Consider the following 24430-nt stretch of genomic DNA (forward strand, 5'->3'; position numbering starts at 1 on the left):
CTCACCTCCGGGTGGAGCGTCGGCGGTCGAGCACCGACATGACGAGCAGCAGGAGCGCTGCGAAAAGGATGGAGCCGAGCGCCGCCGCCATCGACAGGGGTGCGTCGCTCTTGCCGAGGAGCACGATGACGACCGGCAGGGTGTCGTAGTTCAGCAGTGAGGCGACGGTGAACTCACCGAGCACCAGGGCGACCGAGATGAACGCCGCGTTGACCACGCCCGGCCAGATGTTCGGCAGCACCACCCGCACGATCACCGTGAACCAGCTCGCGCCGAGCGAGCGCGCCGCCTCGGCCAGGGTCGTGGTGTCGATGGAGGACAGCGCCGAGTCCAGCGCCCGGTAGGCGTAGGGCAGCACCAGTACGACGTAGAGGAAGGTCAAGGTGAGCGCGGAGTCGCCGATCAGGTAGTTCACCCAGGCGTAGACGTTCTTGATGCCCACGACGATCACCAGGGCGGGGATGGTCAGCGGCAGCAGGCAGAGGAACTCCACCAGCCGAGAGGCGCGTGGCACCCGCAGACGCACCCACACCATGGTCGGCACGAGCAGCACCAGCATGCCGACGACCGTCAGCCCGGCGAGCAGCAGCGAGGTGGTGATCGCCTCGGTCATCGCGGGGTCGCGCAGCAGCTGCGACCAGGCCTCCCCGGTGCGCTCCTCGGTGCCCGGGACCTTCGTGCTGAAGTCCAGCAGGGCCAGCATCGGCAGGGCGAAGAAGACACCGAAGGCGAGCAGCAGCACGACCCGCGTCGCGGACCACACCCAGCGCCCCGCGCCGGCGCCCGGCAGCGCGGCGCTCATCCCAGCCACCGCGAGGTACGGCGCAGCAGCCAGGCGTAGAGCCCCATCACGATCGCCACGACGACGACCATCTGCAGCGCCAACGCGTAGGCGAAGTTGGCCTGTCCGAGGATGACCTCGCTGCTCAACGCCGCGCGGATCAGCAGCGGAGTGATCGGGGCGCCCTGGCTGACCAGCGCGGCGGCCGTGGCGTAGGCGGCGAACGCGTTGGCGAACAGCAGCAGGGCGGAGCCGAGGAACGCCGGCCGCAGCAACGGCACGGCGACCTTGGTCCAGTACTGCCAGGTGTTCGCCCCCAGTCCGACCGCTGCCTCGCGCCACTGCGGGCGCAGCCCCTCGAGCGCGGGGAGGAAGACGATCACCATCAGCGGGATCTGGAAGTAGGTGTAGACCAGCACCAGTCCGGGCAGCTCGTAGAGCCAGCCGGAGCCGGTGGCGTCGAGGCCGAAGAGGTCGGCGAGCAGGTCGGTCAGCAAGCCGCCGAAGCCCAGCGTGGCGATCCACGCGAAGGCGAGCGTGACCCCGCCGAACTGGGCGAGGACGCCGCAGACGGCGGTCGCGACGCGGCGTACCAGGCTGGTCGGCGGCGCAGCCAGGATGAGGTAGGCCAGCACTGCGCCGAGCACCGCGCCCAGCGCGGCCGAGAACGTCGAGAGCAGGAGGCTCTGACGCAGCGCGCGCATCGCGGTCTCCTCGAACAGCGCGGCGACCTTCTCGGTCGAGAAGGCGCCGGACTCGTCCTGGAAGGCGCCCACCGCGACGGTCACGGTGGGCACCAGCAGGAAGACGCCGATGAAGGCCAGGAACGGCAGCAGCCCGATGGCCGGACCCACGCGCAGGCGCGGGCCCGGCCGGGGCGACGGCTCCGCCGTCCCGGGTGCCGCCGTGGGCGCGAGAGCGCTCACGTCAGCCGATGGCCTTCGCCCAGTTCTCGGAGAGGTAGGCCGCCATCTCCTCGGTCTGCTCGTTGGTGGCGATCACGGGGTCTCCGGTGACGGGCGGCAGCGCGTCGTACAGCTCGGTGTCGATCGTGCCCGCCTCGGCCATCGCCTCGGCGCGCACCGGCCGGGCGCCGCCGGCCAGCCAGAGGTTCTGGCCCTCGTCGCTGTAGAGGAACTCCTGCCACAGACGCGCCGCCGCGGGGTGCGGGGCGTCGGCGTTGATCGCCTGGAAGTAGTAGCCGGCGACCGGCGCCTCCTCGGGCACGTACACCTCCCAGTCGTCGAGATTCTGCGACTCGACGGCGTTGAGGTAGTCCCAGTCGATGACCACCGGGGTCTGCCCCGAGGCGATCGTGGCGGGGGTGGGGTCGACCGGGAGGAAGTTGCCGGCCTTCTTGAGCGCGGCGAAGAACTCCACGCCGGGCGCGATGTCGTCGGCCGACCCGCCGTTGGCGACCGAGGCCATGAGCACGCCGCTGAACGCGGCGCCTGCCTCGGTCGGGTCACCGTTGAGTGCGACCTTGCCCTTGAACTCCGGCTTGAGGAGGTCGTCCACGGAGGTGATCGCGGGCACCTTGCTCGCGTCGTAGCCGATCGACATGAAGCCGCCGTAGTCGTTGACCCAGGCGCCGTCGTCAGCCTTGAACTCGTCGGGAATGGTGTCCCAGGTGTCGACCTGGTACTCGGCGAACATGTCGGTGTTGGCCAGCGCCACCGACTGTGCGAGGTCGAAGGCGTCGGGCGCGCGGTCGGTGCCCTCGAGCTGCACGGCGGCGTTGATCTCGTCCTGGCTGTCGCCGTCCGGCAGCGACGAGTTGACCTTGATGTCGTACTTCTTCTCGAACGTCGAGATGATCTCGCCGTAGTTGGCCCAGGTCGGGGGCACGGCGACGACGTTGAGCTCGCCCTCCTCCTGGGCGGCCTCGATGAGCGCCTCCATCCCGCCGAGGTCCTCCGCGGAGGTGGCGGTGGCGGCGCCGGACCCGCCGTCGTCCTGGTTGTCGTCGTCGGACGGCGGGGCGCACGCGGCCAGTGCCGTCATCGTGGCCAAGGTCGCGAGGGATGCGACGACCGGTCGGAACTTCACGGTGGGACCTCCTTGAGAGTCGGTCCGCGCGCGCGAACCTGGCCCCACCTCGCAGTGACGCCTGTCACGCAGGCTACTCGCGCGCCGGCCGGGTACGTCGCCCGCCCCGGGCCGAGGGCCGCGAAGCGGTATCCTCCCTGCTCGTGGCCAGCCCTGAGTTCCTCTACTCCGACCTCCTCCCCACCGGCAAGGACGACACGCCCTACCGGCTGATCACCACCGAGGGGGTCAGCACCTTCGAGGCGGACGGCGAGACCTTCCTGCGGGTCTCCCCCGAGGCCATCCAGCGCCTCACCACCGAGGCGATGCACGACATCAGCCACTACCTGCGTCCGGCCCACCTGCGCCAGCTGCGCCGGATCATCGACGACCCCGAGGCATCGGGCAACGACCGCTTCGTGGCCCTCGACCTGCTCAAGAACGTCAACATCTCCGCCGGCGGCGTGCTGCCGATGTGCCAGGACACCGGCACCGCGATCGTGATGGGCAAGAAGTCCGAGGGCGTGCTCACCGGCGTCGACGACGGCGAGGCGATCAGCCGTGGCGTCTACGACGCCTACACGAAGCTGAACCTGCGCTACTCCCAGCTCGCGCCGCTCACGACGTACGAGGAGAAGAACACCGGCTCCAACCTGCCGGCGCAGATCGAGATCTACTCCACGCCCCAGACGTCGGGGAAGCCGGAGTACAAGTTCCTCTTCATGGCCAAGGGCGGCGGCTCGGCCAACAAGTCGTTCCTGTTCCAGGAGACCAAGGCGATCCTCAACCCGGACCGCCTGCTGAGCTTCCTCGACGAGAAGATCCGCTCGCTCGGCACCGCCGCCTGCCCGCCGTACCACCTCGCGGTGGTCATCGGCGGCACGTCGGCGGAGTTCGCGCTCAAGACCGCGAAGTACGCCTCCGCGCACTACCTCGACAACCTGCCCACCGAGGGCTCGATGAGCGCGCACGGGTTCCGCGACCTCGAGCTCGAGGAGCAGGTCTTCAAGCTGACCCAGTCCTTCGGCATCGGCGCGCAGTTCGGCGGCAAGTACTTCTGCCACGACGTGCGGGTCGTGCGCCTGCCCCGCCACGGCGCCTCGCTGCCGGTCGCGATCGCCGTCTCCTGCTCCGCCGACCGCCAGGCGCTCGGCAAGATCACCCCCGAGGGCGTCTTCCTCGAGCAGCTCGAGACCGACCCGGCGCAGTACATGCCCGACGCCGGCATGGCCGAGGAGATCGCCGGCGGCGAGGTCGTCCAGGTCGACCTGAACCGCCCGATGAGCGAGATCCTCGCGCAGCTGTCGCAGTACCCGGTGAAGACCCGCCTCTCACTGACCGGCCCGCTGGTCGTGGCGCGCGACATCGCGCACGCCAAGATCAAGGAGCGCCTCGACGCCGGCGAGGAGATGCCGCAGTACCTGCGGGACCACCCGGTCTACTACGCGGGCCCGGCCAAGACCCCCGAGGGGATGGCCTCGGGCTCGTTCGGCCCGACCACGGCCGGGCGGATGGACTCCTACGTCGAGCAGTTCCAGGCCGCCGGCGGCTCGATGGTGATGCTGGCCAAGGGCAACCGCTCCAAGCAGGTGACCGACGCCTGCGGCACCCACGGCGGCTTCTACCTCGGCTCGATCGGCGGCCCCGCCGCTCGCCTGGCCCAGGACTGCATCAAGAGCCAGGAGGTCATCGAGTACCCCGAGCTCGGCATGGAGGCGGTCTGGAAGATCGAGGTCGAGGACTTCCCCGCCTTCATCGTGGTCGATGACAAGGGCAACGACTTCTTCACCGACCCCGCCGGCACCACCACGGTGCCGATCTCGGGGATCCGGGTGCGCTCGGCCCAGTAGGGCCCACCCAGCACGCACGAACGACCGCCGGGGCGGGGCCGATGGCCCCGCCCCGGCGGTCGTCGCACGTACGGATCAGGTGCGGTTGGACTCCACGTTGCCGCCCGGCTTGCCGTTCGGGCCGGCGTCCTCGCCGTCCTCGATCGCGCCCTCCGCCTCCGGGTTGCCGGCGACGCCCTGGTCGTCGGAGATCGGGGTGTCGGCCTCGGCCGGGTCCATCGAGGCGACCTCGGAGACCTGCCCCTCGCTCTGCTCGTTCGTGTCGTCCTTGCCCGTCATGGGGCCTCCTTCTCCTCGACGTGTGCTGACCGTGGAGCCAGTACCCGTCATTCGTTCCTGGCTGACGACTGGACGTCGCCCACCGCCGAGCGCCCCTCCTCCTGGACCCGGCCGGCCGAGTCCTTGGCGGTCTCCTTCACCTGCTGGGCCGCGTCCGTGGCGGTCTCCTGCAGGCCGGAGGCGACGTCCTGGCCGACGGACTTGGCCTGGTCGAGCAGCGGGCGACCCTGGTCGAGCGCGGACGAGGCGGCACTTGCCTCGGCCCGGCTCGCGGGGAACATCCCCGCGATCACCATGCCGAGGCCGAACGCGACGAGACCCGCGCCCAGCGGGCTGCCCTCGTAGCGCTCCTGCGCGGCGCCGGCCGCCGAGGACGCGGTGTCGCGGACGGTGTCCTTCGCCGATCCGGCGGACCCGCCGGTGCTCTCGCGAGCCTGGGACGCGCTGCCCATGATCCGGTTGCGCACCCCGAGCACCCGGTCGCGCGCCGCGGCCTTGCGGCGCGCGACCACGGCTGAGGGGCTGACCCGGTCCTGGAGCTCGTCGAGGTCCTGGGCGAGGGTCTGTCGGGTGCCTGCGATGTCGGTGCTCAGCTCTTCTGTGCGGTTGCCCATCGGGCGTCCTCCTTGAGTGTGCGCTGCGTCGTGGGCAGCTGGGGGTTGCTCTCCTTGAGGGCCTTGCGGCCGGTCACGGCGAGCACGGCGGCGATCACCGCCCAGAGGACGGTCACGATCAGCGCCGCCACCCACAGCGGCATCCAGGAGTCGAGGACCGCCGTCAAGGTGACCGACACCCAGATCAGCAGGAGGTGCCCGGCGACGCCGGCTCCCCCGAGCAGCCCGACCCCCTTCCCGGCTTGGGTCATCTCCTGCTTGAGCTCGGTCTTGGCCAGCTCGAGCTCCTGCTTGACCAACGTGGAGATGTCGCTGGTGACGTCGCTGACGATGTCACCGAGGCTGCGCTCGCCCCGTGGGGAGGCATCGACCACCGGCGTCGCGCCGGACATGGCGTCGGCGAACGGCGGCGGGTGCTCCGGCGGGGGGACCGACGGTTGGACGGGCCCGCTCACAGCACGCCCCGCTCGCCGGAGGGCTCACCGGGCCCGCGCTCGCCGTACCCCATCTCCGGACCGGAGCCGGTGGTCGAGGTGCTCGGCGGGTCGGGCAGGCCCGGGGTGCGCGACCCGATCGGGGCGCCCATCGGGGAGTCGCTCGGCCCGCTCGGGAGCGGAGTCGCCGAGCCCCCGAGGGGGTCCGCCTCCGCGGCCGCGATGCCGTCGGCGGCGCCGCGCAGCAGTCGTCCGGCCACCACGCCGGCGGCCAGCGACCCGAGCAGGAAGACACCCGGGCGGCGGCGCGCGAAGCGGCGGGCCTCGTCGAGGAGCTCGCTCGGCTCGTGTCCCTCCAGGTAGGAGCCGGCGCTGCGCGCCCGGTCGGCGACCTCCTTGGCGACGCTGGTGGCGAGACCGGGCTCGCCGCCGTCGGCCATCTGGCCCAGGTCGTCGGCGAGTCCGCGGAGGGTCTCGGCGAGTCGGGCCTGCTGGGTCCGCGACTGCTCGCTGGCCTGGGTGATGGCGTCGTCGAGGACCCGGCGCGCCTGACCCGCGGCCTCTGAGGCCACGGCACGCGCCTCCTCGGCGGCCGTGCCGGCCACCTGCTTGCCGTCATCGACTGCCGTGCCGGCAGCCGCCTGAGCTCGCTCCTTGGTGCTGGGACTGTCGTTCATCAGACCTCCACAGGGTTTCGGGGATATTCGGGGGTATCCCTCCCGGCGCAGACCAAGCCCATCCCCCAGGATGGGACCGTGGAGTACGTCGAGGTCGCCCGCGCCGAGTCCGAGCGGGGAGAGTTGGTGCTGCGCGAGCGACGCGAGGAGCACGGGCCGGCCGTGCTCGAGCTGCGCGCGAACGGCGTGTTCGTGATGGACACCCAGGAGACCAGCACCGAGGAGGCACTCGCGACCGCCTGCCTCGCGCTCGTCGAGCACCCCACCCACGTGCTGGTGGGCGGCCTCGGACTCGGGTTCACCGCGCACCGGGTGCTGACCGACCGACGCGTCGAGCGCTGCGTGGTCGTCGAGATCGAGCAGGCCCTCGTGGACTGGATGCGCGACGGCACCGTCCCGCACGGACCGACCGTGCTCGCCGACGAGCGCCTGCACGTGGTGGTCGCCGACGTCGCCGTCGCCCTCGCCGAGGCCCGCCCCGCGTCGTACGACCTGGTGCTGCTGGACGTCGACAACGGTCCCGGCTACCTGGTCCACGACACCAACGCCGGCCTCTACGAGCAGCCGTTCCTCGGCCGGGTGCGCACCCTGCTGCGTCCGGGCGGAGCCGTCGCGATCTGGTCGGCGGCCGAGGAGCCGGCGCTCGAGCAGGCGCTGGCCGAGGTCTTCGGTGCTGCCGAGGCGCACCCGCTCCGGGTCGACCTCCAGGGACGCGAGGAGCACTACTGGCTCTACGTCGCGCGGGTACCGTCCCCCGCGTGACCAGCGACCGGAGCAGCAGTCAGGCGGACGAGCAGTTCCGCACCGAGCACGACTCCATGGGCGACGTCCTCGTCCCACGCGAGGCGCTCTGGCGCGCCCAGACGCAGCGCGCCGTGGAGAACTTCCCGATCAGCGGCACCCCGCTGGAGCCGCGCCTGATCCGCGCGCTCGGGCTGGTCAAGGCGGCCGCGGCCACCACCAACGGCGAGCTCGGGGTGCTCGAGGCCGACGTGGCCCGCGCGATCGCGGACGCGGCCGTCGCCGTGGCCGCGGGCGAGCACGACGACGCCTTCCCCATCGACGTCTTCCAGACCGGGTCGGGCACCAGCTCGAACATGAACGCCAACGAGGTGATCGCCAGCCTCGCCGCGCGCGCCGGCACCGAGGTCCACCCCAACGACCACGTCAACGCCAGCCAGTCCTCCAACGACACCTTCCCCACCGCGATCCACGTGGCCGCCACGCTCGCGGTGGTCGACGACCTGATGCCCGCGCTCGACGTGCTGGCCGGCTCGCTGGAGCGCAAGGCCGAGGAGTTCGCCGGCCTGGTGAAGTCCGGGCGCACCCACCTGATGGACGCCACGCCGGTGATGCTGGGCCAGGAGTTCGGCGGGTACGCCGCGACCGTGCGCTACGCCGCCGAGCGCGTCGAGTCGGTGCTCCCCCGGGTCCGGGAGCTGCCGCTGGGCGGTACGGCGGTGGGCACCGGCATCAACACCCCTGCCGGGTTCGCCCCCCGGGTCATCGCCGGGCTCGCCGAGCGGACCGGACAGCCCTTCACCGAGGCGCGCAACCACTTCGAGGCCCAGGGCACCCGTGACTCGCTGGTCGAGCTCAGCGGCGCGCTGAAGACCTACGCGGTCGGCCTCACCAAGATCTGCAACGACCTGCGGTGGATGTCCTCCGGCCCGACCACCGGACTGGCCGAGATCCACCTGCCCGACCTCCAGCCGGGCTCGAGCATCATGCCGGGCAAGGTCAACCCGGTGCTCCCCGAGGCGACCCTGATGGTGTGCGCGCAGGTCATCGGCAACGACACCGCGGTGACCGTCGCCGGCGCCAGCGGCAGCTTCGAGCTCAACGTCGCGATGCCGGTCATCGCCCGCAACCTGCTGGAGTCGGTGCGCCTGCTCGCCGCCTGCTCGCGGGTGCTCGCCGAGCGCACGGTGGACGGCATCACCGCCGACGCCGAGCGGATGCGCACCTACGCGGAGTCCTCGCCCTCGGTGGTGACGCCACTGAACAAGTACCTCGGCTACGAGGCCGCCGCCAAGGTCGCCAAGAAGGCGCTGGCCGACGGCGCGACGATCCGCGAGACCGTGATCGCGATGGGGTACGTCGAGCGCGGCGAGCTCACCGAGGCGCAGCTCGACGAGGCGCTCGACGTGGAGTCGATGACCCACCCGTGAGGGCGGCGTACCCCGCCCCGGCGGGCGGGGTGCGTCAGTACCAGCCGTGCGACTCGCTGTGCGCCCAGGCGCCGCACGGGCTGCCGTAGCGGTCGGCGATGTAGCCGAGGCCCCAGCGGATCTGGGTGACCGGGTTCGTCGCCCAGTCGGCACCGGCGCTGGACATCTTGGAGCCGGGCAGCGCCTGTGGGATGCCGTAGGCCGACGAGGTCGGGTTGTCGGCGTTGACGGTCCAGTTGGACTCTCGGGTCCACAGCGAGTCCAGGCAGCCCCACTGGTCGGAGGAGAAGCCGGCCTCGCCGAGCAGCGCGCGCCCGATGGTGCGCGGGTCCTGGGCCGAGAGGTCCTCGGTGCGGGTCATCGCCTCGCCGGCGGACGGCGACAGCACGGCCTCCTTGGCCGGGTCGGCCGCCTCGCGACGGTCGGAGCGCGAGACCTCGGGGGCCCGCGCGGTGGCCGATGCCTGGGCCTCGGGCGCGTCGTCGACGCTCTCGGACTCGGTCGGCGTGAACTCGTCGGCCCCGGTGGCCTCGGGCTCGGTGGACTTCTCGGGGTCGAACGCCTGGCCGAGGGAGGCCGAGGCCAGGCCGATGCCCGCGCCGTTCTGCTCGGCCGAGGACCCGCTGGTGGAGAGGACTCCGCCGACCACTGTCGCGCCGGTCGCGGCAACCGCGAGGGTGGAATAGAGCATCGTGGCGCGCAGGGCCCGGCGCGGGGCCTGCGTGCTGACCGCCCGGTTGGGGGCGGCGCGGTGCTTGGGGGCGGACTTGGCGGGCTGGTTCACAGGGGTTTCGGCTCCGGGTAGACAACGGTGGCCAGCGGCCCACCCTGCTGCCTTGACATGCGTCAGGCAAACCGCCGGGCCCACTTCGTGGAAGAAAGTGGCGCGAGGAACAGACCAGTCGCCTCCCCAGTCCCACGAGTCACATGTGTGACGTGGGTCGCCACCATGTGGAAACGTCACACGCTTCCCCGGTACGCCGAGTCGCCCCTGGTGGTGCCGACTCGGCGCACGCGGGATCGGGTCGGCCGGGTCAGAGGGTCACGTGCTCGAGCATCTCGGTGACGAGAGCGGCGATCGGGGACCGCTCGGAGCGGGTGAGGGTGACGTGGGCGAAGAGCGGGTGGCCCTTGAGCTTGTCGATGACCGCGACCACACCGTCGTGGCGCCCCACCCGCAGGTTGTCGCGCTGGGCGACGTCGTGGGTCAGCACCACCTTGGAGTTGGCGCCGACGCGGGAGAGCACGGTCAGCAGCACGTTGCGCTCCAGCGACTGCGCCTCGTCGACGATCACGAAGGAGTCGTGCAGCGAGCGCCCGCGGATGTGGGTCAGCGGCAGCACCTCGAGCATGCCCTGCGCCAGCACCTCCTCGATCACCTCCTTCGAGGTGATCGAGCCCAGCGTGTCGAAGACCGCCTGGCCCCAGGGCGACATCTTCTCGTTCTCCGAGCCGGGCAGGTAGCCGAGCTCCTGGCCGCCGACCGCGAACAGCGGGCGGAACACCACGACCTTCTGATGCTGGCGGCGCTCCAGCACCGCCTCGAGCCCGGCGCACAGCGCCATCGCGGACTTGCCGGTGCCGGCACGCCCGCCGAGGGACACGATGCCGACCTCGGGGTCGAGCAGCATCTCCAGGGCGATCCGCTGCTCGGCCGAGCGGCCGTGCACGCCGAAGGCCTCGCGGTCGCCGCGCACGAGGTGCACGGCCTTGTCCGGCCCGACCCGGCCCAGGGCGGTGCCGCGCTCGGAGACCAGCACCAGCCCCTGGTGGCACGGCAGGTCGCGGGCGGCGGCGAGCTCGAGGGTGCCGTCGTCGTAGAGCTCGTCGAGCTCGCTGGTCTCGATCTCCAGCTCGGCCATCCCGCTGTAGCCGGTGTCGGACTCGCTGATGGCCTCGAAGCGGTACTCCTCGGCCTCCAGCCCGACGGCGGCGGCCTTGATCCGCAGCGGCAGGTCCTTCGACACCAGCGTCACCTGGTGGCCCTCGTCGGCGAGGTTGCGGGCCACGGCCAGGATGCGGGTGTCGTTGTCACCGAGCCGGAAGCCCGACGGCAGGGCCCCGGGGTCGGTGTGGTTGAGCTCGACGCGCAGGGTGCCGCCGCTCTCCCCCATCGGGATCGGCTGGTCGAGGCGGCGGTGGGTGACCCGCAGCTCGTCGAGCATCCGCAGGGCGGCGCGGGCGAAGAAGCCCAGCTCGGGGTGGTGCCGCTTGCCCTCGAGCTCGGTCACCACGACCACGGGGAGCACCACCTCGTGCTCGGCGAAGCGGCGGATCGCGCCCGGGTCGGCCAGCAGCACGCTGGTGTCGAGGACGTAGGTGCGGGCTGCGGTGCTGTCGGTCGGGCGCTGCGGGTGGTGGGCCTGGGTCGGCACGGTTCCCCCTCACGGGCCGGCACGGCGCACTCGGCGTCCCGGTCCCTAGCTCACGCGGATGGACCGGGATGCCCGAAGACAGGAGTGCCCGCCTCCGTGCGCACGGCGGGCCAGCCGCCGTGCGGTGCAGTCGTGACTGGTCACGATCGGGCCTCCTGGTACGGCGGGCTTCCCCACCCGCCGATGCCAGAGAAAGTACGCCGCGGGGCCGGGGCGGGGCAGCGACACGCCGCAGCCGGGAGGTGAAGCCTCAGGAACCGAAGCGGCGCTCGCGCTGGGCGTAGGCCCGGATCGCGCGCAGGAAGTCGACGCGGCGGAAGTCCGGCCAGTAGGCCTCGCAGAAGTAGAACTCCGACTTCGCGCTCTGCCACAGCAGGAACCCACTCATCCGCTGCTCCCCGGAGGTGCGGATCACCAGGTCCGGGTCGGGCTGGCCCTTGGTGTAGAGGTGCGCGGAGATGTCCTCCACCGTGAGGCTGTGGGCCAGCGTCTCCATGTCGGTGCCGCGCTCGGCGTGCTCGAGCAGCAGCGAGCGCACCGCGTCGGCGATCTCGCGGCGCCCGCCGTACCCGACCGCGATGTTGACCAGCAGCCCGTCCACGTCGCGCGTCGCGTCCTCGGCCGCCTTGAGCCGCGCGGCGGTCCCGGCGGGCAGCAGGTCGAGCGCGCCGACCGGGTGCACCCGCCAGCGCTGCTGGGCGGCGAGGGAGTCCACCACGCCCTCGATGATCCCCAGGAGCGGGCGCAGCTCGTCCTCGGGACGGTTCAGGTTGTCGGTGGAGAGCAGCCACAAGGTGACCACCTCGATGCCGACCTCGTCGCACCAGCCGAGGAACGGCTCGATGTTGGCGGCCCCGGCGCGGTGCCCGTGGGCGGAGTCGTGACCGAGGGAGCGGGCCCACCGGCGGTTGCCGTCGAGCATGACGCCGACATGCTTGGGCAGGTTGTCCGGCATGCGCCGCAGCAGCCGGGCCTCGTAGGCCGGGTAGAGCACCCGGCGCAGCCCCCGTTTCCAGTCAGCCACGGGATACAGCCTAGTGGTCGAACCCGGCCCGGGGCGATGAAGCGGACCTCACACCGCCGGACGGCGTGACCTTGGCCGCCCTTTCGTCCGGAGAGGTCGCCAGATGGGTACGGTCGAGTCATGAGCAGGTCCATGCAGCATGCCCGGGATGAGATGAGGCACGGCCTGGAGTCGATCCACGACTCGATCTCCGACACGATCGCGGAGGTCAAGCCCAAGCTTCGCGGATGGCTCCACCTCTCGACGGCACCGCTGACGCTGGTCGCGGGCATCGTCCTGGTCGCGCTCTCCCCCGACACGACCACCAAGATCGGGTCGGCGGTCTTCACCGGCTCGGGGTTCCTGCTCTTCACGGTCTCGGCGATCTACCACACCGGCAACTGGTCGCCGCGGGTCTGGGCGTTCCTGCGCCGCTTCGACCACTCCAACATCTTCCTGCTCATCGCCGGCTCCTACACGCCGTTCGCCCTGCTGCTGCTGGAGGGCACCCAGCGCACCGCGCTGATCGCGACGGTGTGGACCGGCGCCGTGCTCGGCGTGCTGTTCCGGATCTTCTGGACCGACGCCCCGCGCTGGCTCTACGTCCCGATCTACATCGCACTGGGCTGGGCGGCGATCTTCTTCATCCCCGGCTTCTTCAGCGGCGCCACCGCGCTCGGCATGGGCATCGGCGTCGCGATCTTCACCCTGATCGTGGTCGGCGGCGCCCTCTACACCTGCGGCGGCGTGGTCTACGGCCTCAAGCGCCCGAACCCCTCACCGGAGTGGTTCGGCTTCCACGAGATCTTCCACGGCTTCACGGTCGTGGCGTTCTTCACGCACTACATCAGCGTCTCGCTGGCCACCTACGCCCTGCGCTGAGCCCGCTCACGCGGCGAGCAGCACCTGTGCCTCGCCGCGTCGTACGGCGGCCCGCGCGGCCACGGCCGCGACACCCGTCCCGGCGACGGCGAACATCGTCGCGAGACCGATCCAGCCCAGCCAGCCGTGCTCGATCGCGGTCGCGGTGATCACCAGGGGCGCGAGCATCCCGGCGATCGAGTAGCCCATCTGGCTCACGCCCTGGTAGGCCCCGGCGCTCAGCGGGTCGGCGAGCTCGAAGGCCAGCCCCCAGCCGCCGGCCTCGGCGAGGATCTCCGCGGCGGTGCTGACCGTCTCGGCGAGCAGGAGCAGCAGCACCGCCGCCACCACCCCGACCGACCCGGCAGCGGCCAGCAGCAGGCAGGCCAGCGCGAGCAGCAGGCCCCCACGGCGTACGGCCCGGCCGGCGGCGCGGATCTCGTGGGTGCCGCGCGAGGCCCGCACCTGCAGCGCGGCCACCAGCACGGTGTTGAGCAGCAGCACCACCGAGACCATCACGGTCGGTGCCTCGGTGTGGTGGGCGATCCACAGCGGCACGCCGACGTTCTGCAGCCCGAACTGCATCGCGACCACGGAGTTGAGCGCGGTCGAGGCCAGGTAGGTGCGATCGCGCAGCGGGGAGCGCCCCCGCGGCGCGGTCAGGTCGGCCCGCCGCCCCCGGGTCGGGCGCAGCGCCTCGGCGAGCCCCGGCACCCGGGCGCGCAGGCCGCCCAGTGGCACCACCGCGAGCAGCGAGAGCAGCCCGACCACCACCATCGTGGTGCGGTACGCCGTGGCGGTGCCGAGCAGCAGCGCGACGGCCGCGGCGGAGGTGCCGAGCGCGATGAAGACATTGGTGACCACCCGCAGCCGGGCCCGCACCTCGATCCGGTCCGGGCCGGTGAACCAGCGCGCCAGCAGCGTCTGCTTGGCCGTGCCCTGCATGCTGCGCGCCCCCACCGCCACGCAGGCGACGAGCACGAAGGTGAGCGCGTCGTCGGCGAGCACGTAGGCCAGCAGCGCGACCCCCTGCACGACGGTCGCGGCCTGCTGGAGCCGGTCGGCGCCGAAACGGTCGGCCAGCCGGCCGCCGAGGAACGAGCCCAGGACCCCGACCGCGCCGGCGATCGTCAGGCCGGTGCCCACGGTGGTGGCCTCGAGCCCGATGACGAAGGTGAAGTACAGCGCGCTGACGCTGTAGAAGAGCCCCATCGACAGCGAGCCCGCCATGGTGGCGATCGAGAGGGCGCGGGCGACGGGGTCGCCGGGCAGGAGGGTCCGCAGCACGCAGCAGTTGTCCCACGGCCGGGGCCGGCGGCACCAACGATGTAGCGTCCTGCTTCATGATCGAGTACGAGCTCGCCGGGCTGGACCTCGGCGAGGTCCGGTTCGCGATCTCGCCGCTCAACGAGCTGGGGCTCTCCGTGCGGGTCTTCCGCGACCCCGGCCGCTACCCCCACCACCTGCCCTGGCTGCGGCGCACCGAGGCCGCCCGCGCCGGGCTGGACACCGAGGTGCTCGCCGCGCTGACCAACGACCGGCTGTGGACGCCGGACTTCCTGCACCCGCGGCCCACCAGCCCGCTGACCCGGATCGGCGAAGAACTGGCCGCGCTCGCCGCGCTCCCCGACGTGGTGGTGCGCGCGAAGCTGACCGAGGTGCACGGCGACGCCCTGCCGCCCGCGCTGCGCGGACGCACTGACCGGGTGCTGGCCCGGGTGGTGACGGCGCTGACGGAGTACTGGGACGCCTGCTTCGAGCCCTGGTGGCCGCGGATGCGCACCGTCCTGGAGGCCGACGTGACCTATCGGGGCCGGGTGATCGCCCAGCGCGGCCTCGCGGCGATGTTCGCCGACCTCAGCGCACGCGTGCAGATGAGCGGCAACGTCGTCCAGGTCAGCACCAGCTCGCGAGCCGGCTACCGGCGTACGACGACCGGCGCCGGGCTGACCCTGGTGCCATCGCTGTTCTCCCGCGGCGGCTCGACGCCGATCACCCCCGAGCAGGCGCCCCAGATCATGTACGCCGCGCGCGGCGTCGGCACGCTGTGGGAGGCCGAGGACGTCGCCGGGCCGGAGGCCGTGGCCGTGCTGCTCGGCGCGGCGCGGGCCCGGCTGCTGGCGATGCTCGACTCCCCCGCCTCCTCGACCGAGCTCGGGGTGCGTCTCGGGGTGACGACGACGGCGGTCAACCAGCACCTGCGGGCGCTGCGCGCCGGCGGGCTGCTGACCTCGGCGCGCCACGGCCGCTCGGTGCTCTACCTGCGCTCCGAGCTGGGCGACCGGCTGCTCGTGGGCGCCTGAGCGGCCGCGCTGCTCAGAGCACCAGGACCCGCCCGGCGATCACCAGGTGCACCTCGTCGCAGGCGGCGGCCACCCGCTGGTTGACGGTGCCGAGCAGGTCGCGGAAGACCCGCCCGGAGCGGTGCGCGGGGACCACGCCGAGGCCGACCTCGTTGGTGACCAGGACGACCGGCCCGCGGGCGGCGCGCAGGGCGTCCACGGCCGGGGCCAGCGCGGCGAGCACGTGCTCGTGCACCTCCTCGACCGGCGCCTCCCAGAGCCCGGCGGCATCGATGCGGGCCGTCAGCCAGGTCCCGAGGCAATCGATGAGCAGCGGTCCGCTCGTCCCGGCGATCGCCTCCGCGAGGTCGGCGGTCTCGAGGGTGTGCCAGCCGGCGGGGCGCCGGGCGCGGTGCGCCGCGACCCGCGCCGCCCAGTCCGGGTCGGCGACCGGGTCCGGCACCTGTCCCGGCGCCACGTAGGTGACCGCGGGATGCGCCTCCAGCAGCCGCTCGGCGTGGGTGGACTTGCCCGAGCGGACTCCACCGGTGACCAGGATCCTCGACGCGCTCACGCCCCCAGCCTCACACGGCGGCGGCCCACGCCGCCCGCGAGGTCGCTCCCCGGCCGACGTACCGTGGAGCCATGGCCACCATCGAGCTGACCGGCGAGAACTTCGTGTCCCACGTCGAGGGTGACGACATCCTCTTCGTGGACTTCTGGGCGAGCTGGTGCGGACCGTGCCGGCAGTTCGCCCCGACCTACGAGGCGGCCTCCGAGGCCAACCCCGACATCACCTTCGGCTCGGTGAACACCGAGACCGAGCAGCAGCTGGCCGCGATGGCGCAGATCCAGTCGATCCCCACGCTGATGGCCTTCCGCGAGGGCGTGCTGGTCTTCGCCCAGCCCGGCGCACTGCCGGCGCCCGCGCTGGACCAGGTCATCGAGGCCGTGCGCGCGCTGGACATGGAGGACGTGCACCGCCAGGTCGCCCAGCAGCAGGCAGGGCAGGAGCAGCCGCCGGCCTGAGCCGGCGTACCGCTGTCGCCCGGGGGCTCAGCCCTGCGGGCGCTGCGGGCCGTCCGAGGGGTCCTCGGGCGCGGCGGCGTCGGTCGTCTCCCCGGGGATCCGGGTGTCCGGACGCGGCTCGCGGTACGGACCGAAGGCACCGGCCTTGCGGTTCGCGTCGGTGCGCCGCAGCTGGCGGGTCAGTGCCCATCCGAGCAGGCCGACGGCGACGCAGAGTGCCAGGAAGACGCCGAAGCCGACCCAGCCCGCCTTGACGTCCTCGGGCTTCGGAGTCTCGTCCAGTCGTTCCATCAGGACCGGCATGACCTCGGCGACGAGGACGTTGTAGAGCTCCATGTCACCCAGTCTCTCAGGAGGGGTCGACGATGCCGGCGAACAGGTCGTCCTCGGGCAGCTGCGAGGCGACGTGGCTCACCACGAGCTCGTAGTCCTCGGTCGGCCAGACCTCCTGCTGCAGCTCCCGCGGGATGGCGAACCAGAAGCTGTCGGGATCGATCTGCGTGGCGTGGGCGAGCAGCGCCTGGTCGCGGACGCCGAAGTAGTCCCCGCAGGGCACCCGGGTGGTGACCCGCTCGTCCCAGTCCGGCTCGCGGGTCCAGTTGGCCAGCCGCTCGGTGTAGGGCGACTCCAGGCCGTGGGCGAGCATCGCCTCGTGCAGGGCGTTGGTCTTCGCCCAGCTCCAGCCGTGGTGGTAGTAGAGCTTCAGTGGCTGCCAGGGCTCGCCGGCGTCGGGGTAGCGCTCGGGGTCGCCGGCCGCCTCGAAGGCGTGGACGCTGACCTGGTGGCACATGATGTGGTCGGGGTGCGGGTAGCCGCCGCGCTCGTCGTACGTCGTGACGACGTGCGGGCGGAACTGCCGGATCAGGCGCACCAGCGGCTCGGCCGCCTCCTCGACCGGCACCAGCGCGAAGCAGCCCTCGGGCAGCGGCGGCTTCGGGTCGCCCTCGGGCCAGCCGGAGTCGACGAACCCGAGCCAGTCCTGGCGCACGCCGAGGATGTCGCGGGCGCGCTCCATCTCCTGGCGCCGGATCTCGGTGATGTTCGCCGCGATCTCCGGGCGGTCCATCTTCGGGTTGAGGATCGAGCCGCGCTCGCCCCCGGTGCAGGTCACCACGTGCACGTCGACGCCCTCGGCGACGTACTTGGCGGTCGACGCCGCGCCCTTGCTCGACTCGTCGTCGGGGTGGGCGTGGACGTGCATGAGCCGGTAGCCGGCGCGCGGCGGCGTGGAGACCTCTGACATGCCCGCGAGTTTAGGCCGGGCGGTCACAAGTGGGATCATGGCGGGGTGAGCACCCGGCCTGCCTCGTCCGACCACCCGTCCGGCTCCGCCGCCGGCGCCCCGTCGAGCCTCGCCGAGACCGAGGCCTCCGACCTCGCACAGCGCTACGGCGGCACCCCCGCCCCCTGGAAGCGTTGGGGGCTGCGCGCCCTCGTCGGCGTGGCGGTCCTCGGCAGCGCCACCTGGGTGCTGTGGGCGATGAACGGCCACGCCCGACCCGCGGTCGACTCCGAGCTGGTCTCCTTCACCGTCGTCGACGAGCACACCACGACCGTCCGCGTCGAGCTGCGGGTGCGCGACGACGCCGAGGACGTGCAGTGCCTGCTGCGCGCGTTCGCCGCCGACCACGTGACGGTGGGCGAGCGCTCCTTCACCGCCGAGCCCGGCGACACCACCATGGTCGTCGACATCCGCACCGAGCGGCTCGCCACGGCCGTGGAGTTCCCCGGCTGCACCGCCGAGGGCCAGGTCCGCCCGGGCTGAGCCCGTCCCCCTGCCCGCTCCCGCTGCCCGCTCCCCCTGACCCGATCATGGGGCCGGTCCCACTGAGCGGGTGCCCGCCGCGCGGCCCGTCCTGCGCCGCCCCGCGGGCCTGCCACTGGTGTTCTCCACCCATCTCGGCTCCTGACGACCTGCTTTCGTCCGCGGTCCTTGTTAGGCTGGAATTTCTGACCGACCCGCTGGGCCGTCCAGGAAGGAAGAGGCCCGCGCGACACGGCGTACGGCCTCACCCTCTGGCCGGCCGGTTGAGACGGTCCCCGATCCCCCGCAAGAGGCGCGGACGACCGCACCCCGAGCACGCAGGAGCAGGAGTACCCATGACGCAGTCCCCCGGCCAGGACGTCATCTGGCTGACCCAGGACGCCTACGACAAGCTGCAGGCCGAGCTTGCCAACCTCAAGGGCCCCGTCCGTCAGGAGATCGTCGAGAAGATCAGCTCGGCGCGTGACGAGGGCGACCTCAAGGAGAACGGCGGCTACCACGCGGCTCGTGAGGAGCAGGGCCGCGTCGAGGGGCGGATCCGCCAGCTCGAGGACATGCTGCGCCGCGCCGAGGTGGGCGAGACCCCGCCCGACGACGGCGTCGTCGAGCCCGGCATGGTCGTGACCTACAAGTTCGTCGGCGACGACGACGACGAGGCCGAGACCTTCCTGCTGGGTGCCCGCGAGATGGAGGACACCGTCGAGGGCATCAAGGTCTACTCGCCGCAGGCCCCGCTGGGCGCGGCGATCAACGGCGCCCGCGCCGGCGACACCGTCTCCTACGCCGCGCCCAACGGCAAGGAGATGAAGGTCGTCGTCCTGACGGCCGTGCCCTACAAGCCGTGACCCCGCGAGGGGCGTCCGCTCAGGACCGCTCCTCGCCCCCACGCACCAGGTAGCCCCGTCCTCGCAACAGCTCCATGAGCTCGCGCGAGTGCGGGGCTCCTCGCGTCTCCAGCTGCAGGTGCACCTCGACCTCGTCGAGGTGCAGGGTCGGCGAGAGCCGCTCGTGGACCACCTCGAGCACGTTCGCGCCGTTGCCCGCGATCTCGCCGAGCAGCTCGGCGAGCCCACCGGGGCTGTCCGGCACCCGCACGTGCAGGTTGAGGTAGCGGCCGGCCGCGGCCATGCCGTGCCGGATCACCTTGCCGATCAGCAGCGGGTCGACGTTGCCGCCGGAGAGCACCGCGACCGCGGGCGTGCCGTAGGCCTCGGGTCGGTCCAGCAGCGCGGCGACCGCGGCCGCCCCGGCCGGCTCGACCACCATCTTGGCCCGCTCGATGAGCGAGAGCAGCGCCCGGGAGATGGAGTCCTCCGAGACCGTGACGATCTCGTCGACATGGTCACGCACGGCGGCGAAGGTGATCTCGCCGGGCATCCCGACCGCGATGCCGTCGGCCATCGTCTTCATCGTGCCCAGGCGGAGCGGTACCCCCTCCGCGAGCGATCCCGGGTACGCCGCGGCGCCGGTCGCCTGGACCCCGACCACGCGGACGTCGGGCCGCAGCGCCTTGATGGCGATCGCGACGCCGGCCAGCAGGCCGCCCCCGCCGGTCGGCACCAGGACCGTCTCCACCTCGGGCACCTGCTCCAGGACCTCGAGACCGACGGTGCCCTGCCCGGCCACGATGTCGGTGTGGTCGAACGGGTGGATCAGCACGGCACCGGTCGCCTCGCTGTAGGCCTGCGCGGTCGCGAGCACGTCCTCGAGGTAGCCGGGCGCGAAGCGCACCTCCGCGCCGTACGCCCGGGTGGCGCGCTCCTTGGGGATCGGCGCCCCCTCGGGCATGAACACCGTGGCCCGGGTGCCGAGCAGCTGCGCGGCCAGCGCGACGCCCTGGGCGTGGTTGCCGGCCGAGGCCGCCACCACGCCGCGGGCCCGCTCCTCGTCGCTGAGGCGGGCGATGCGGACGTAGGCGCCGCGGGCCTTGAACGACCCCGTGCGCTGGAGGTTCTCGCACTTGAGGTGCACCGGCCCGCCGACCAGTGCGGAGAGCCAGCGCGACTCCTCCATCGGCGTACGGATCGCGACGGCCGCGAGCAGCTCGCGGGCGGCGCGGATGTCGGCCAGCGAGACCGTCGGTGCCGGCGTGCTCACGGGTGTGCCCCACCTGCGGGGTCCGGTGAGGCCAGGCCGTCGTGCGCGTCCGTGGCGCCCGCCGTGGCCTCGGTGGCCGCCGGCGACCGCGGGCTGTCCCCCACCGGGGAGGAGTCGTCGCCGACCGGCCCGGGTTGCTCCCCGGCCTCGGCGTAGTCCTCCTCCAACGCCTCCACCGGATCGTCCCCGGGACTGCTGCGCGAGGCGAGGTGGGTGATGACCGCGTTGAGCGCGGCCACCATCGGCACCGCGACCAGGGCACCCGCGACGCCGGCCAGCACGACGCCGCAGGCGATGGCGACCAGCACCCCGAGCGGGTGGATCGACACGAACCGGCCCATCAGGAACGGCTGGAGCACGTGGCCCTCGATCTGCTGGACGACCACGACGCCGATCAGCATCAGCACGGCGGTCCACAGGCCCTGGTCGACCAGGGCGACCAGCACCGCCACCGCGCCCGCGACCGTGGCGCCGACCATCGGCACGAAGGCACCGACGAAGACCACGAGGCCGATCGCCAGCACCAGCGGCAGGCCGAGCGCCGCGGCCCACACCGAGATCCCGATCGCGTCCACGAGCGCCACCAGCACGGTGGCGCGCACGAACTGGGTGAGCGAGACCCAGGCGACCCGGCCCGAGCTGTCGACCGCCTCGCGGGCAGCGCGCGGCGCGAGGCGCACGAAGAACGCCCAGATCCGGGCCCCGTCGGCCATGAAGAAGTAGGTCGAGAAGATCACGATGAAGAAGCCGGTGACGACGTGCGTCAGCGCCGTGCCCAGCGAGGTGACCTGGCTGAAGGCGCCGCCGTTCTTCGACCACTCGGTGATCGCGTCCTGGGCGTCCTTGATGTAGCTGTTGATCTGGGACTCGCTGGCGTTGAGCGGGCCGTCGCGCAGCCACAGCCGCACCTTGCCCAGGCCCTGGACGACCTGGTCGACCAGCTGGGAGTACTGGTCGGCGATCTGCTGGCTCACGAACGTGACCATCAGGCCGAGCATGCCGAGGCCGGCGATCATCACCAGGAGCGCCGCCAGGCCGCGCGGCAGCCCGATGCGGCGCAGCAGCCGCACGAGCGGGCTGGCCAGGGCCGCCAGCAGCAGCGCGATCGCCAGCGGGACGGTCACGACCGAGAAGCGCCACAGCAGGTCGAGCAGGACGTACAGGGCGGCGCCGATCACCAGCATCCGCCACGACCAGGCCGCCGCGAGGTCCACGCCCCACGGCACCTGCGCGCGACTGAAGTTGGAGCGACCGGCCGTGACCGGCTCCGGCTCCGGGTCCGGCCGGCGGTCGGCGGCGCGGATCAGCGCCCACTGGCTGGCGAGCTGCTGGGTGATCCGCTCGCCGAAGCGTTCCTCGTCCTCCTCGCGCACCGCGACCGCGCCGGCGCCGTCCGCGCCCGCGGTGCGGCCGGTGCGCCCGCGCGACCCGAGCCGTGGCAGGCGGAAGCGGCTGCGGCGTCCCGCGCCGTCAAGGCCACCCTCGTGCTGGTCCACCCCGTCGATCCTTCCGTCCCCCCGTCCGAGCGTCACGAGCCCAGTGCCTGCTCGAGATCGGCGATCAGGTCCTCGGCGGTCTCGATGCCGACGCTGAGGCGTACCAGGTCGGCGGGCACCTCCAGGTCGGTGCCGGCGACGCTGGCGTGGGTCATCCGCCCGGGATGCTCGATCAGCGACTCGACGCCGCCGAGGGACTCCCCGAGGGTGAAGACCTGCGCGCGCTCGCAGGCGCGCAGCGCGGCCTCCTCGCCCCCGGCGCAGCGGAACGAGACCATCCCGCCGAAGCGGCGCATCTGGCGCGCGGCGACTGCGTGTCCGGGGTGCTCGGGGAGCCCGGGGTAGATCACGTCGGTGACGCCGGGGTGGTCGAGCAGGAACTGCACGACCCGCTCGGCGTTGTCGCAGTGGCGCTCCATGCGGACCGCGAGCGTCTTGATCCCGCGGTGGGTGAGGAAGGAGTCGAAGGGGCCGGGGACCGCGCCGATGGCGTTCTGGTGGAAGGCGATCGCCTCCGCCACCTCGAGGTCGCGCACGACCAGGGCGCCCCCGACCACGTCGGAGTGGCCGCCGACGTACTTGGTGGTGGAGTGGACCACGACGTCGGCACCGAGGGTCAGCGGCTGCTGGAGGTATGGCGAGGCGAAGGTGTTGTCGACGACGAGCAGGGCGCCGGCCTCGTGGGCGACCCCGGCCAGCGCCTCGATGTCGCCGATGGTGAGCAGCGGGTTGGTGGGGGTCTCGACCCAGACCAGCTTGGTGAGGCCCGGGCGGATCGCCGCGCGCACCGCGTCGATGTCGGAGACCGCCGCCGGGGTGAGCTCCAGGCCCCAGACCCGCTCGACCTTGTCGAAGAGGCGGTAGGTGCCGCCGTACGCGTCGTCGGGGATGACCGCGTGGTCGCCGGGACGGCACAGCGCGCGGACCAGGGTGTCCTCGGCGGCCAGGCCGGAGGCGAAGGCAAAGGCCCGCTCGCCCTCCTCCAGCGACGCGAGCGCGCCCTCGAGGGCGGTGCGGGTCGGGTTGGCCGAACGGCTGTACTCGTAGCCGCCGCGCAGGCCGCCCACGCCGTCCTGCTTGTAGGTGCTGGTGGCGTAGATGGGCGGGATCACCGCGCCGGTCGTCGGGTCGGGCTCGTAGCCGGCGTGGATCGCACGCGTCTCGAAGCCGGACTTGCCACTGTGTCGCTGCTCGGTCATGACCAGAGGCTAGCGGTGGGTACGAGGGGAACGTTCTGGCCTCCGCCGCTGTTGCACACGGGGCAGGCCCCACCCCCAGGAAGTGAGTCCCCCGTGTTCTTCTCCCGCACCAAGAGCCAGCTCATCGCCCCCGATGCCACCCTGCCCGGCCGCACCGAGCGCCCCTGGCACCTCGCCGAGAAGCACCTCGTGCTGGGCACGCCGCTGGTCACCGACGAGGCCCCGGCCGGCTACGAGGTCGCGGTCTTCGGCCTCGGCTGCTTCTGGGGCGCCGAGGAGATCTACTGGCAGATCCCCGGCGTCTGGTCCACCTCGGTCGGGTACGCCGGCGGCACGACGCCGAACCCGTCGTACGAGGAGGTGTGCAGCGGGGGCACCAACCACACCGAGGCCGTCCGCCTGGTCTTCGACCCCGCGCAGGTCTCCTACGCCGACCTGGTGAAGCGGTTCTTCGAGGTCCACGACCCGACGCAGGGGATGCGCCAGGGCAACGACATCGGCACCCAGTACCGCTCGGCGATCTACTGGACCACCCCCGAGCAGGAGGCGATCGCCCGCGAGCTGACCTCGGTGTACGCCACCGAGCTCGCCCGCCGCGGCCTCGGCGAGATCACCACCGAGATCCGCCCTGCCGCGGAGACGCCGTACTACTACGCCGAGGACGTGCACCAGCAGTACCTCGCCAAGAACCCCCACGGCTACCGCTGCCACTCCAACACCGGCGTCCGCTTCCCCACCACCGCCTGACCCTCCGCCGATGAGACAGCGCGACCAACGCAGTCGGAACTCCACCACCAGGATCGGAGACCCGCCGTGCGAGATGTCGTCCTGTACTCCCTGCTGTCCCTGGACGGCGTTGCCGAAGAACCCGGGAACTGGATGTTCGAGGCGGACGCCGACGTCTTCAGCAACCTCGCCCGAGTGATCGGGACCCAGACCGACGTCGTCCTCGGGCGGGGGACGTACGACTACTGGGCCGACCACTGGCCCGAGTCCGACGTCCAGCCGTTCGCCGACTTCATCAACCGACGACCCAAGCACGTGTTCACCTCGACGCCCCTCACTCCACCGTGGGCAGGGGCGCTCGTGGCCGACGAGGGCCCGGGCCCGTACCTCCGCAAGCTCGCAGACGGCCCGGGCGCCGACATCGGCGTCCACGGGAGCATCGAGCTCGCCCGGGCCCTGCTCGCAGCCGACCTCGTCGACCGCATGGAGCTCGTGGTCGTCCCCACCCTCGCGGGCAGCGGACGCCGTCTGCTCACCGATGCCACCGAGCTGCGACGTCTCGAGCTCGCCGGCGTCGCCCGGTCGCGGACCGGGTGCCTGTTCCTGAGCTACCGCCGCGGCGACCAAGGCCCGATCTAGACCGCCGGCCGGCCGACGTGCTGCCCCCCCCCGGGAGGGGGGACTAGGTTCCGGTCATGACTCTCGCCGCCCGGAGAACCTCCCGCCCCCGGAGGCTCCTCTGGCTCGGTCTCAGCGGGCTCGG

General features: G+C 72.4%; 27 protein-coding genes. 10 read left to right on the top strand and 17 right to left on the bottom strand.

The features are described 5' to 3' along the window. Position 1 precedes the first annotated feature (1 nt). Genes HBO46_RS16000 through HBO46_RS16010 form a run of 3 tightly spaced genes read right to left on the bottom strand, consistent with a single transcriptional unit; the run spans position 2 to position 2830 of the window. A complete protein-coding gene (locus HBO46_RS16000) occupies positions 2-802 on the bottom strand; it encodes an ABC transporter permease (protein WP_166133468.1) in 801 nt (266 codons plus the stop codon). Further along, positions 799-1707 carry an ABC transporter permease gene (locus HBO46_RS16005; RefSeq protein WP_224769156.1) on the bottom strand — a complete coding sequence of 303 codons (909 nt, stop codon included), beginning with the start codon at positions 1705-1707 and terminating at the stop codon, positions 799-801. Before HBO46_RS16005 ends, HBO46_RS16000 begins: the two co-directional genes overlap by 4 nt. A gap of 1 nt (position 1708) precedes the next feature. Then, on the bottom strand, positions 1709-2830 hold the full coding sequence (locus HBO46_RS16010; protein ID WP_224769158.1) for an ABC transporter substrate-binding protein: 1122 nt from the start codon (positions 2828-2830) through the stop codon (positions 1709-1711). Between the two features lie 143 nt (positions 2831-2973). Here HBO46_RS16010 and HBO46_RS16015 point away from each other — a divergent pair, with 143 nt between their 5' ends. Beyond that, a complete protein-coding gene (locus tag HBO46_RS16015) occupies positions 2974-4659 on the top strand; it encodes a fumarate hydratase (protein WP_166133470.1) in 1686 nt (561 codons plus the stop codon). A 75-nt stretch (positions 4660-4734) separates the two neighbouring features. On the opposite strand, the gene HBO46_RS16020 is transcribed toward HBO46_RS16015, so the two are convergent. Genes HBO46_RS16020 through HBO46_RS16035 form a run of 4 tightly spaced genes read right to left on the bottom strand, consistent with a single transcriptional unit; the run spans position 4735 to position 6663 of the window. Further along, complete coding sequence (locus tag HBO46_RS16020) at positions 4735-4938, bottom strand: hypothetical protein (RefSeq protein WP_166133472.1); 204 nt, start codon at positions 4936-4938, stop codon at positions 4735-4737. Between the two features lie 47 nt (positions 4939-4985). Beyond that, entirely contained in the window at positions 4986-5552 is a 567-nt protein-coding gene (locus HBO46_RS16025; protein WP_166133474.1) for a DUF3618 domain-containing protein, read from the bottom strand. Then, entirely contained in the window at positions 5528-6007 is a 480-nt protein-coding gene (locus tag HBO46_RS16030; RefSeq protein ID WP_224769159.1) for a phage holin family protein, read from the bottom strand. Before HBO46_RS16030 ends, HBO46_RS16025 begins: the two co-directional genes overlap by 25 nt. After that, complete coding sequence (locus HBO46_RS16035) at positions 6004-6663, bottom strand: hypothetical protein (RefSeq protein ID WP_166133476.1); 660 nt, start codon at positions 6661-6663, stop codon at positions 6004-6006. Before HBO46_RS16035 ends, HBO46_RS16030 begins: the two co-directional genes overlap by 4 nt. 78 nt (positions 6664-6741) lie before the next feature. On the opposite strand from HBO46_RS16035, the gene HBO46_RS16040 reads away from it, so the two are divergent. Beyond that, entirely contained in the window at positions 6742-7425 is a 684-nt protein-coding gene (locus HBO46_RS16040) for a spermine/spermidine synthase domain-containing protein (RefSeq protein WP_191480162.1), read from the top strand. Continuing rightward, a complete protein-coding gene (locus HBO46_RS16045; protein WP_224769160.1) occupies positions 7422-8834 on the top strand; it encodes a class II fumarate hydratase in 1413 nt (470 codons plus the stop codon). Before HBO46_RS16040 ends, HBO46_RS16045 begins: the two co-directional genes overlap by 4 nt. Before the next feature lie 34 nt (positions 8835-8868). Here HBO46_RS16045 and HBO46_RS16050 read toward each other — a convergent pair whose 3' ends face one another. The 3 genes from HBO46_RS16050 to HBO46_RS16060 all read right to left on the bottom strand — a co-directional run bounded on the left by HBO46_RS16050 (position 8869) and on the right by HBO46_RS16060 (position 12233). Beyond that, complete coding sequence (locus HBO46_RS16050) at positions 8869-9618, bottom strand: aggregation-promoting factor C-terminal-like domain-containing protein (RefSeq protein ID WP_166133478.1); 750 nt, start codon at positions 9616-9618, stop codon at positions 8869-8871. Positions 9619-9868: 250 nt separating this feature from the next. Then, entirely contained in the window at positions 9869-11209 is a 1341-nt protein-coding gene (locus HBO46_RS16055; protein ID WP_166133480.1) for a PhoH family protein, read from the bottom strand. A 250-nt stretch (positions 11210-11459) separates the two neighbouring features. Next, positions 11460-12233, bottom strand: coding sequence for an isoprenyl transferase (locus HBO46_RS16060; protein WP_166133482.1), 774 nt, complete (start codon positions 12231-12233; stop codon positions 11460-11462). A gap of 120 nt (positions 12234-12353) precedes the next feature. Between HBO46_RS16060 and trhA the strand changes: the two genes are divergently transcribed. Continuing rightward, positions 12354-13094, top strand: coding sequence for a PAQR family membrane homeostasis protein TrhA (trhA, locus tag HBO46_RS16065; protein ID WP_166133484.1), 741 nt, complete (start codon positions 12354-12356; stop codon positions 13092-13094). Positions 13095-13100: 6 nt separating this feature from the next. On the opposite strand, the gene HBO46_RS16070 is transcribed toward trhA, so the two are convergent. Continuing rightward, positions 13101-14360: an MFS transporter gene (locus HBO46_RS16070; protein WP_207950213.1), complete on the bottom strand. Its 1260-nt coding sequence runs from the start codon at positions 14358-14360 to the stop codon at positions 13101-13103. Between the two features lie 56 nt (positions 14361-14416). Here HBO46_RS16070 and HBO46_RS16075 point away from each other — a divergent pair, with 56 nt between their 5' ends. Further along, positions 14417-15376, top strand: a complete 960-nt coding sequence (locus HBO46_RS16075; protein ID WP_166133486.1) for an ArsR/SmtB family transcription factor — start codon at positions 14417-14419, stop codon at positions 15374-15376. Positions 15377-15389: 13 nt separating this feature from the next. Here the strand turns inward: HBO46_RS16075 and HBO46_RS16080 are convergent, their stop codons facing one another. Then, a complete protein-coding gene (locus tag HBO46_RS16080) occupies positions 15390-15929 on the bottom strand; it encodes a bifunctional adenosylcobinamide kinase/adenosylcobinamide-phosphate guanylyltransferase (protein ID WP_224769161.1) in 540 nt (179 codons plus the stop codon). A gap of 71 nt (positions 15930-16000) precedes the next feature. On the opposite strand from HBO46_RS16080, the gene HBO46_RS16085 reads away from it, so the two are divergent. Then, positions 16001-16384, top strand: coding sequence for a thioredoxin family protein (locus tag HBO46_RS16085; protein ID WP_166133488.1), 384 nt, complete (start codon positions 16001-16003; stop codon positions 16382-16384). Between the two features lie 27 nt (positions 16385-16411). On the opposite strand, the gene HBO46_RS16090 is transcribed toward HBO46_RS16085, so the two are convergent. Beyond that, a complete protein-coding gene (locus tag HBO46_RS16090) occupies positions 16412-16720 on the bottom strand; it encodes a hypothetical protein (protein WP_166133490.1) in 309 nt (102 codons plus the stop codon). A 13-nt stretch (positions 16721-16733) separates the two neighbouring features. Further along, positions 16734-17627, bottom strand: a complete 894-nt coding sequence (mca, locus tag HBO46_RS16095; RefSeq protein ID WP_166133492.1) for a mycothiol conjugate amidase Mca — start codon at positions 17625-17627, stop codon at positions 16734-16736. A gap of 45 nt (positions 17628-17672) precedes the next feature. Here mca and HBO46_RS16100 point away from each other — a divergent pair, with 45 nt between their 5' ends. After that, positions 17673-18149: a DUF4307 domain-containing protein gene (locus HBO46_RS16100; protein ID WP_166133494.1), complete on the top strand. Its 477-nt coding sequence runs from the start codon at positions 17673-17675 to the stop codon at positions 18147-18149. A 335-nt stretch (positions 18150-18484) separates the two neighbouring features. Then, positions 18485-18994, top strand: a complete 510-nt coding sequence (gene greA / locus HBO46_RS16105; protein ID WP_166133496.1) for a transcription elongation factor GreA — start codon at positions 18485-18487, stop codon at positions 18992-18994. Positions 18995-19013: 19 nt separating this feature from the next. On the opposite strand, the gene ilvA is transcribed toward greA, so the two are convergent. Genes ilvA through HBO46_RS16120 form a run of 3 tightly spaced genes read right to left on the bottom strand, consistent with a single transcriptional unit; the run spans position 19014 to position 22941 of the window. Continuing rightward, complete coding sequence (ilvA, locus tag HBO46_RS16110) at positions 19014-20246, bottom strand: threonine ammonia-lyase (RefSeq protein WP_166133498.1); 1233 nt, start codon at positions 20244-20246, stop codon at positions 19014-19016. Continuing rightward, complete coding sequence (locus HBO46_RS16115) at positions 20243-21742, bottom strand: AI-2E family transporter (protein WP_224769163.1); 1500 nt, start codon at positions 21740-21742, stop codon at positions 20243-20245. Before HBO46_RS16115 ends, ilvA begins: the two co-directional genes overlap by 4 nt. A 32-nt stretch (positions 21743-21774) precedes the next feature. Beyond that, positions 21775-22941, bottom strand: a complete 1167-nt coding sequence (locus HBO46_RS16120) for a cystathionine gamma-synthase (protein WP_166133499.1) — start codon at positions 22939-22941, stop codon at positions 21775-21777. A 93-nt stretch (positions 22942-23034) separates the two neighbouring features. Between HBO46_RS16120 and msrA the strand changes: the two genes are divergently transcribed. Together msrA and HBO46_RS16130 are read left to right on the top strand one after the other, a co-directional pair. Further along, positions 23035-23688, top strand: coding sequence for a peptide-methionine (S)-S-oxide reductase MsrA (gene msrA / locus HBO46_RS16125; protein ID WP_166133501.1), 654 nt, complete (start codon positions 23035-23037; stop codon positions 23686-23688). A gap of 66 nt (positions 23689-23754) precedes the next feature. After that, positions 23755-24306, top strand: a complete 552-nt coding sequence (locus tag HBO46_RS16130; protein ID WP_166133503.1) for a dihydrofolate reductase family protein — start codon at positions 23755-23757, stop codon at positions 24304-24306. Positions 24307-24430 lie beyond the last annotated feature (124 nt).

The organism is Nocardioides ochotonae, assembly GCF_011420305.2.
GTDB lineage: Bacteria > Actinomycetota > Actinomycetes > Propionibacteriales > Nocardioidaceae > Nocardioides > Nocardioides ochotonae.

Coding starts and splice junctions, on each gene's coding strand:
- HBO46_RS16000 (WP_166133468.1), bottom strand. CDS start 802: ATGAGCGCCGCGCTGCCGGGCGCCGGCGCGGGGCGCTGGGTGTGGTCC.
- HBO46_RS16020 (WP_166133472.1), bottom strand. CDS start 4,938: ATGACGGGCAAGGACGACACGAACGAGCAGAGCGAGGGGCAGGTCTCC.
- HBO46_RS16025 (WP_166133474.1), bottom strand. CDS start 5,552: ATGGGCAACCGCACAGAAGAGCTGAGCACCGACATCGCAGGCACCCGA.
- HBO46_RS16035 (WP_166133476.1), bottom strand. CDS start 6,663: ATGAACGACAGTCCCAGCACCAAGGAGCGAGCTCAGGCGGCTGCCGGC.
- trhA (WP_166133484.1), top strand. CDS start 12,354: ATGAGCAGGTCCATGCAGCATGCCCGGGATGAGATGAGGCACGGCCTG.
- HBO46_RS16075 (WP_166133486.1), top strand. CDS start 14,417: ATGATCGAGTACGAGCTCGCCGGGCTGGACCTCGGCGAGGTCCGGTTC.
- HBO46_RS16085 (WP_166133488.1), top strand. CDS start 16,001: ATGGCCACCATCGAGCTGACCGGCGAGAACTTCGTGTCCCACGTCGAG.
- HBO46_RS16090 (WP_166133490.1), bottom strand. CDS start 16,720: ATGGAGCTCTACAACGTCCTCGTCGCCGAGGTCATGCCGGTCCTGATG.
- mca (WP_166133492.1), bottom strand. CDS start 17,627: ATGTCAGAGGTCTCCACGCCGCCGCGCGCCGGCTACCGGCTCATGCAC.
- greA (WP_166133496.1), top strand. CDS start 18,485: ATGACGCAGTCCCCCGGCCAGGACGTCATCTGGCTGACCCAGGACGCC.
- HBO46_RS16120 (WP_166133499.1), bottom strand. CDS start 22,941: ATGACCGAGCAGCGACACAGTGGCAAGTCCGGCTTCGAGACGCGTGCG.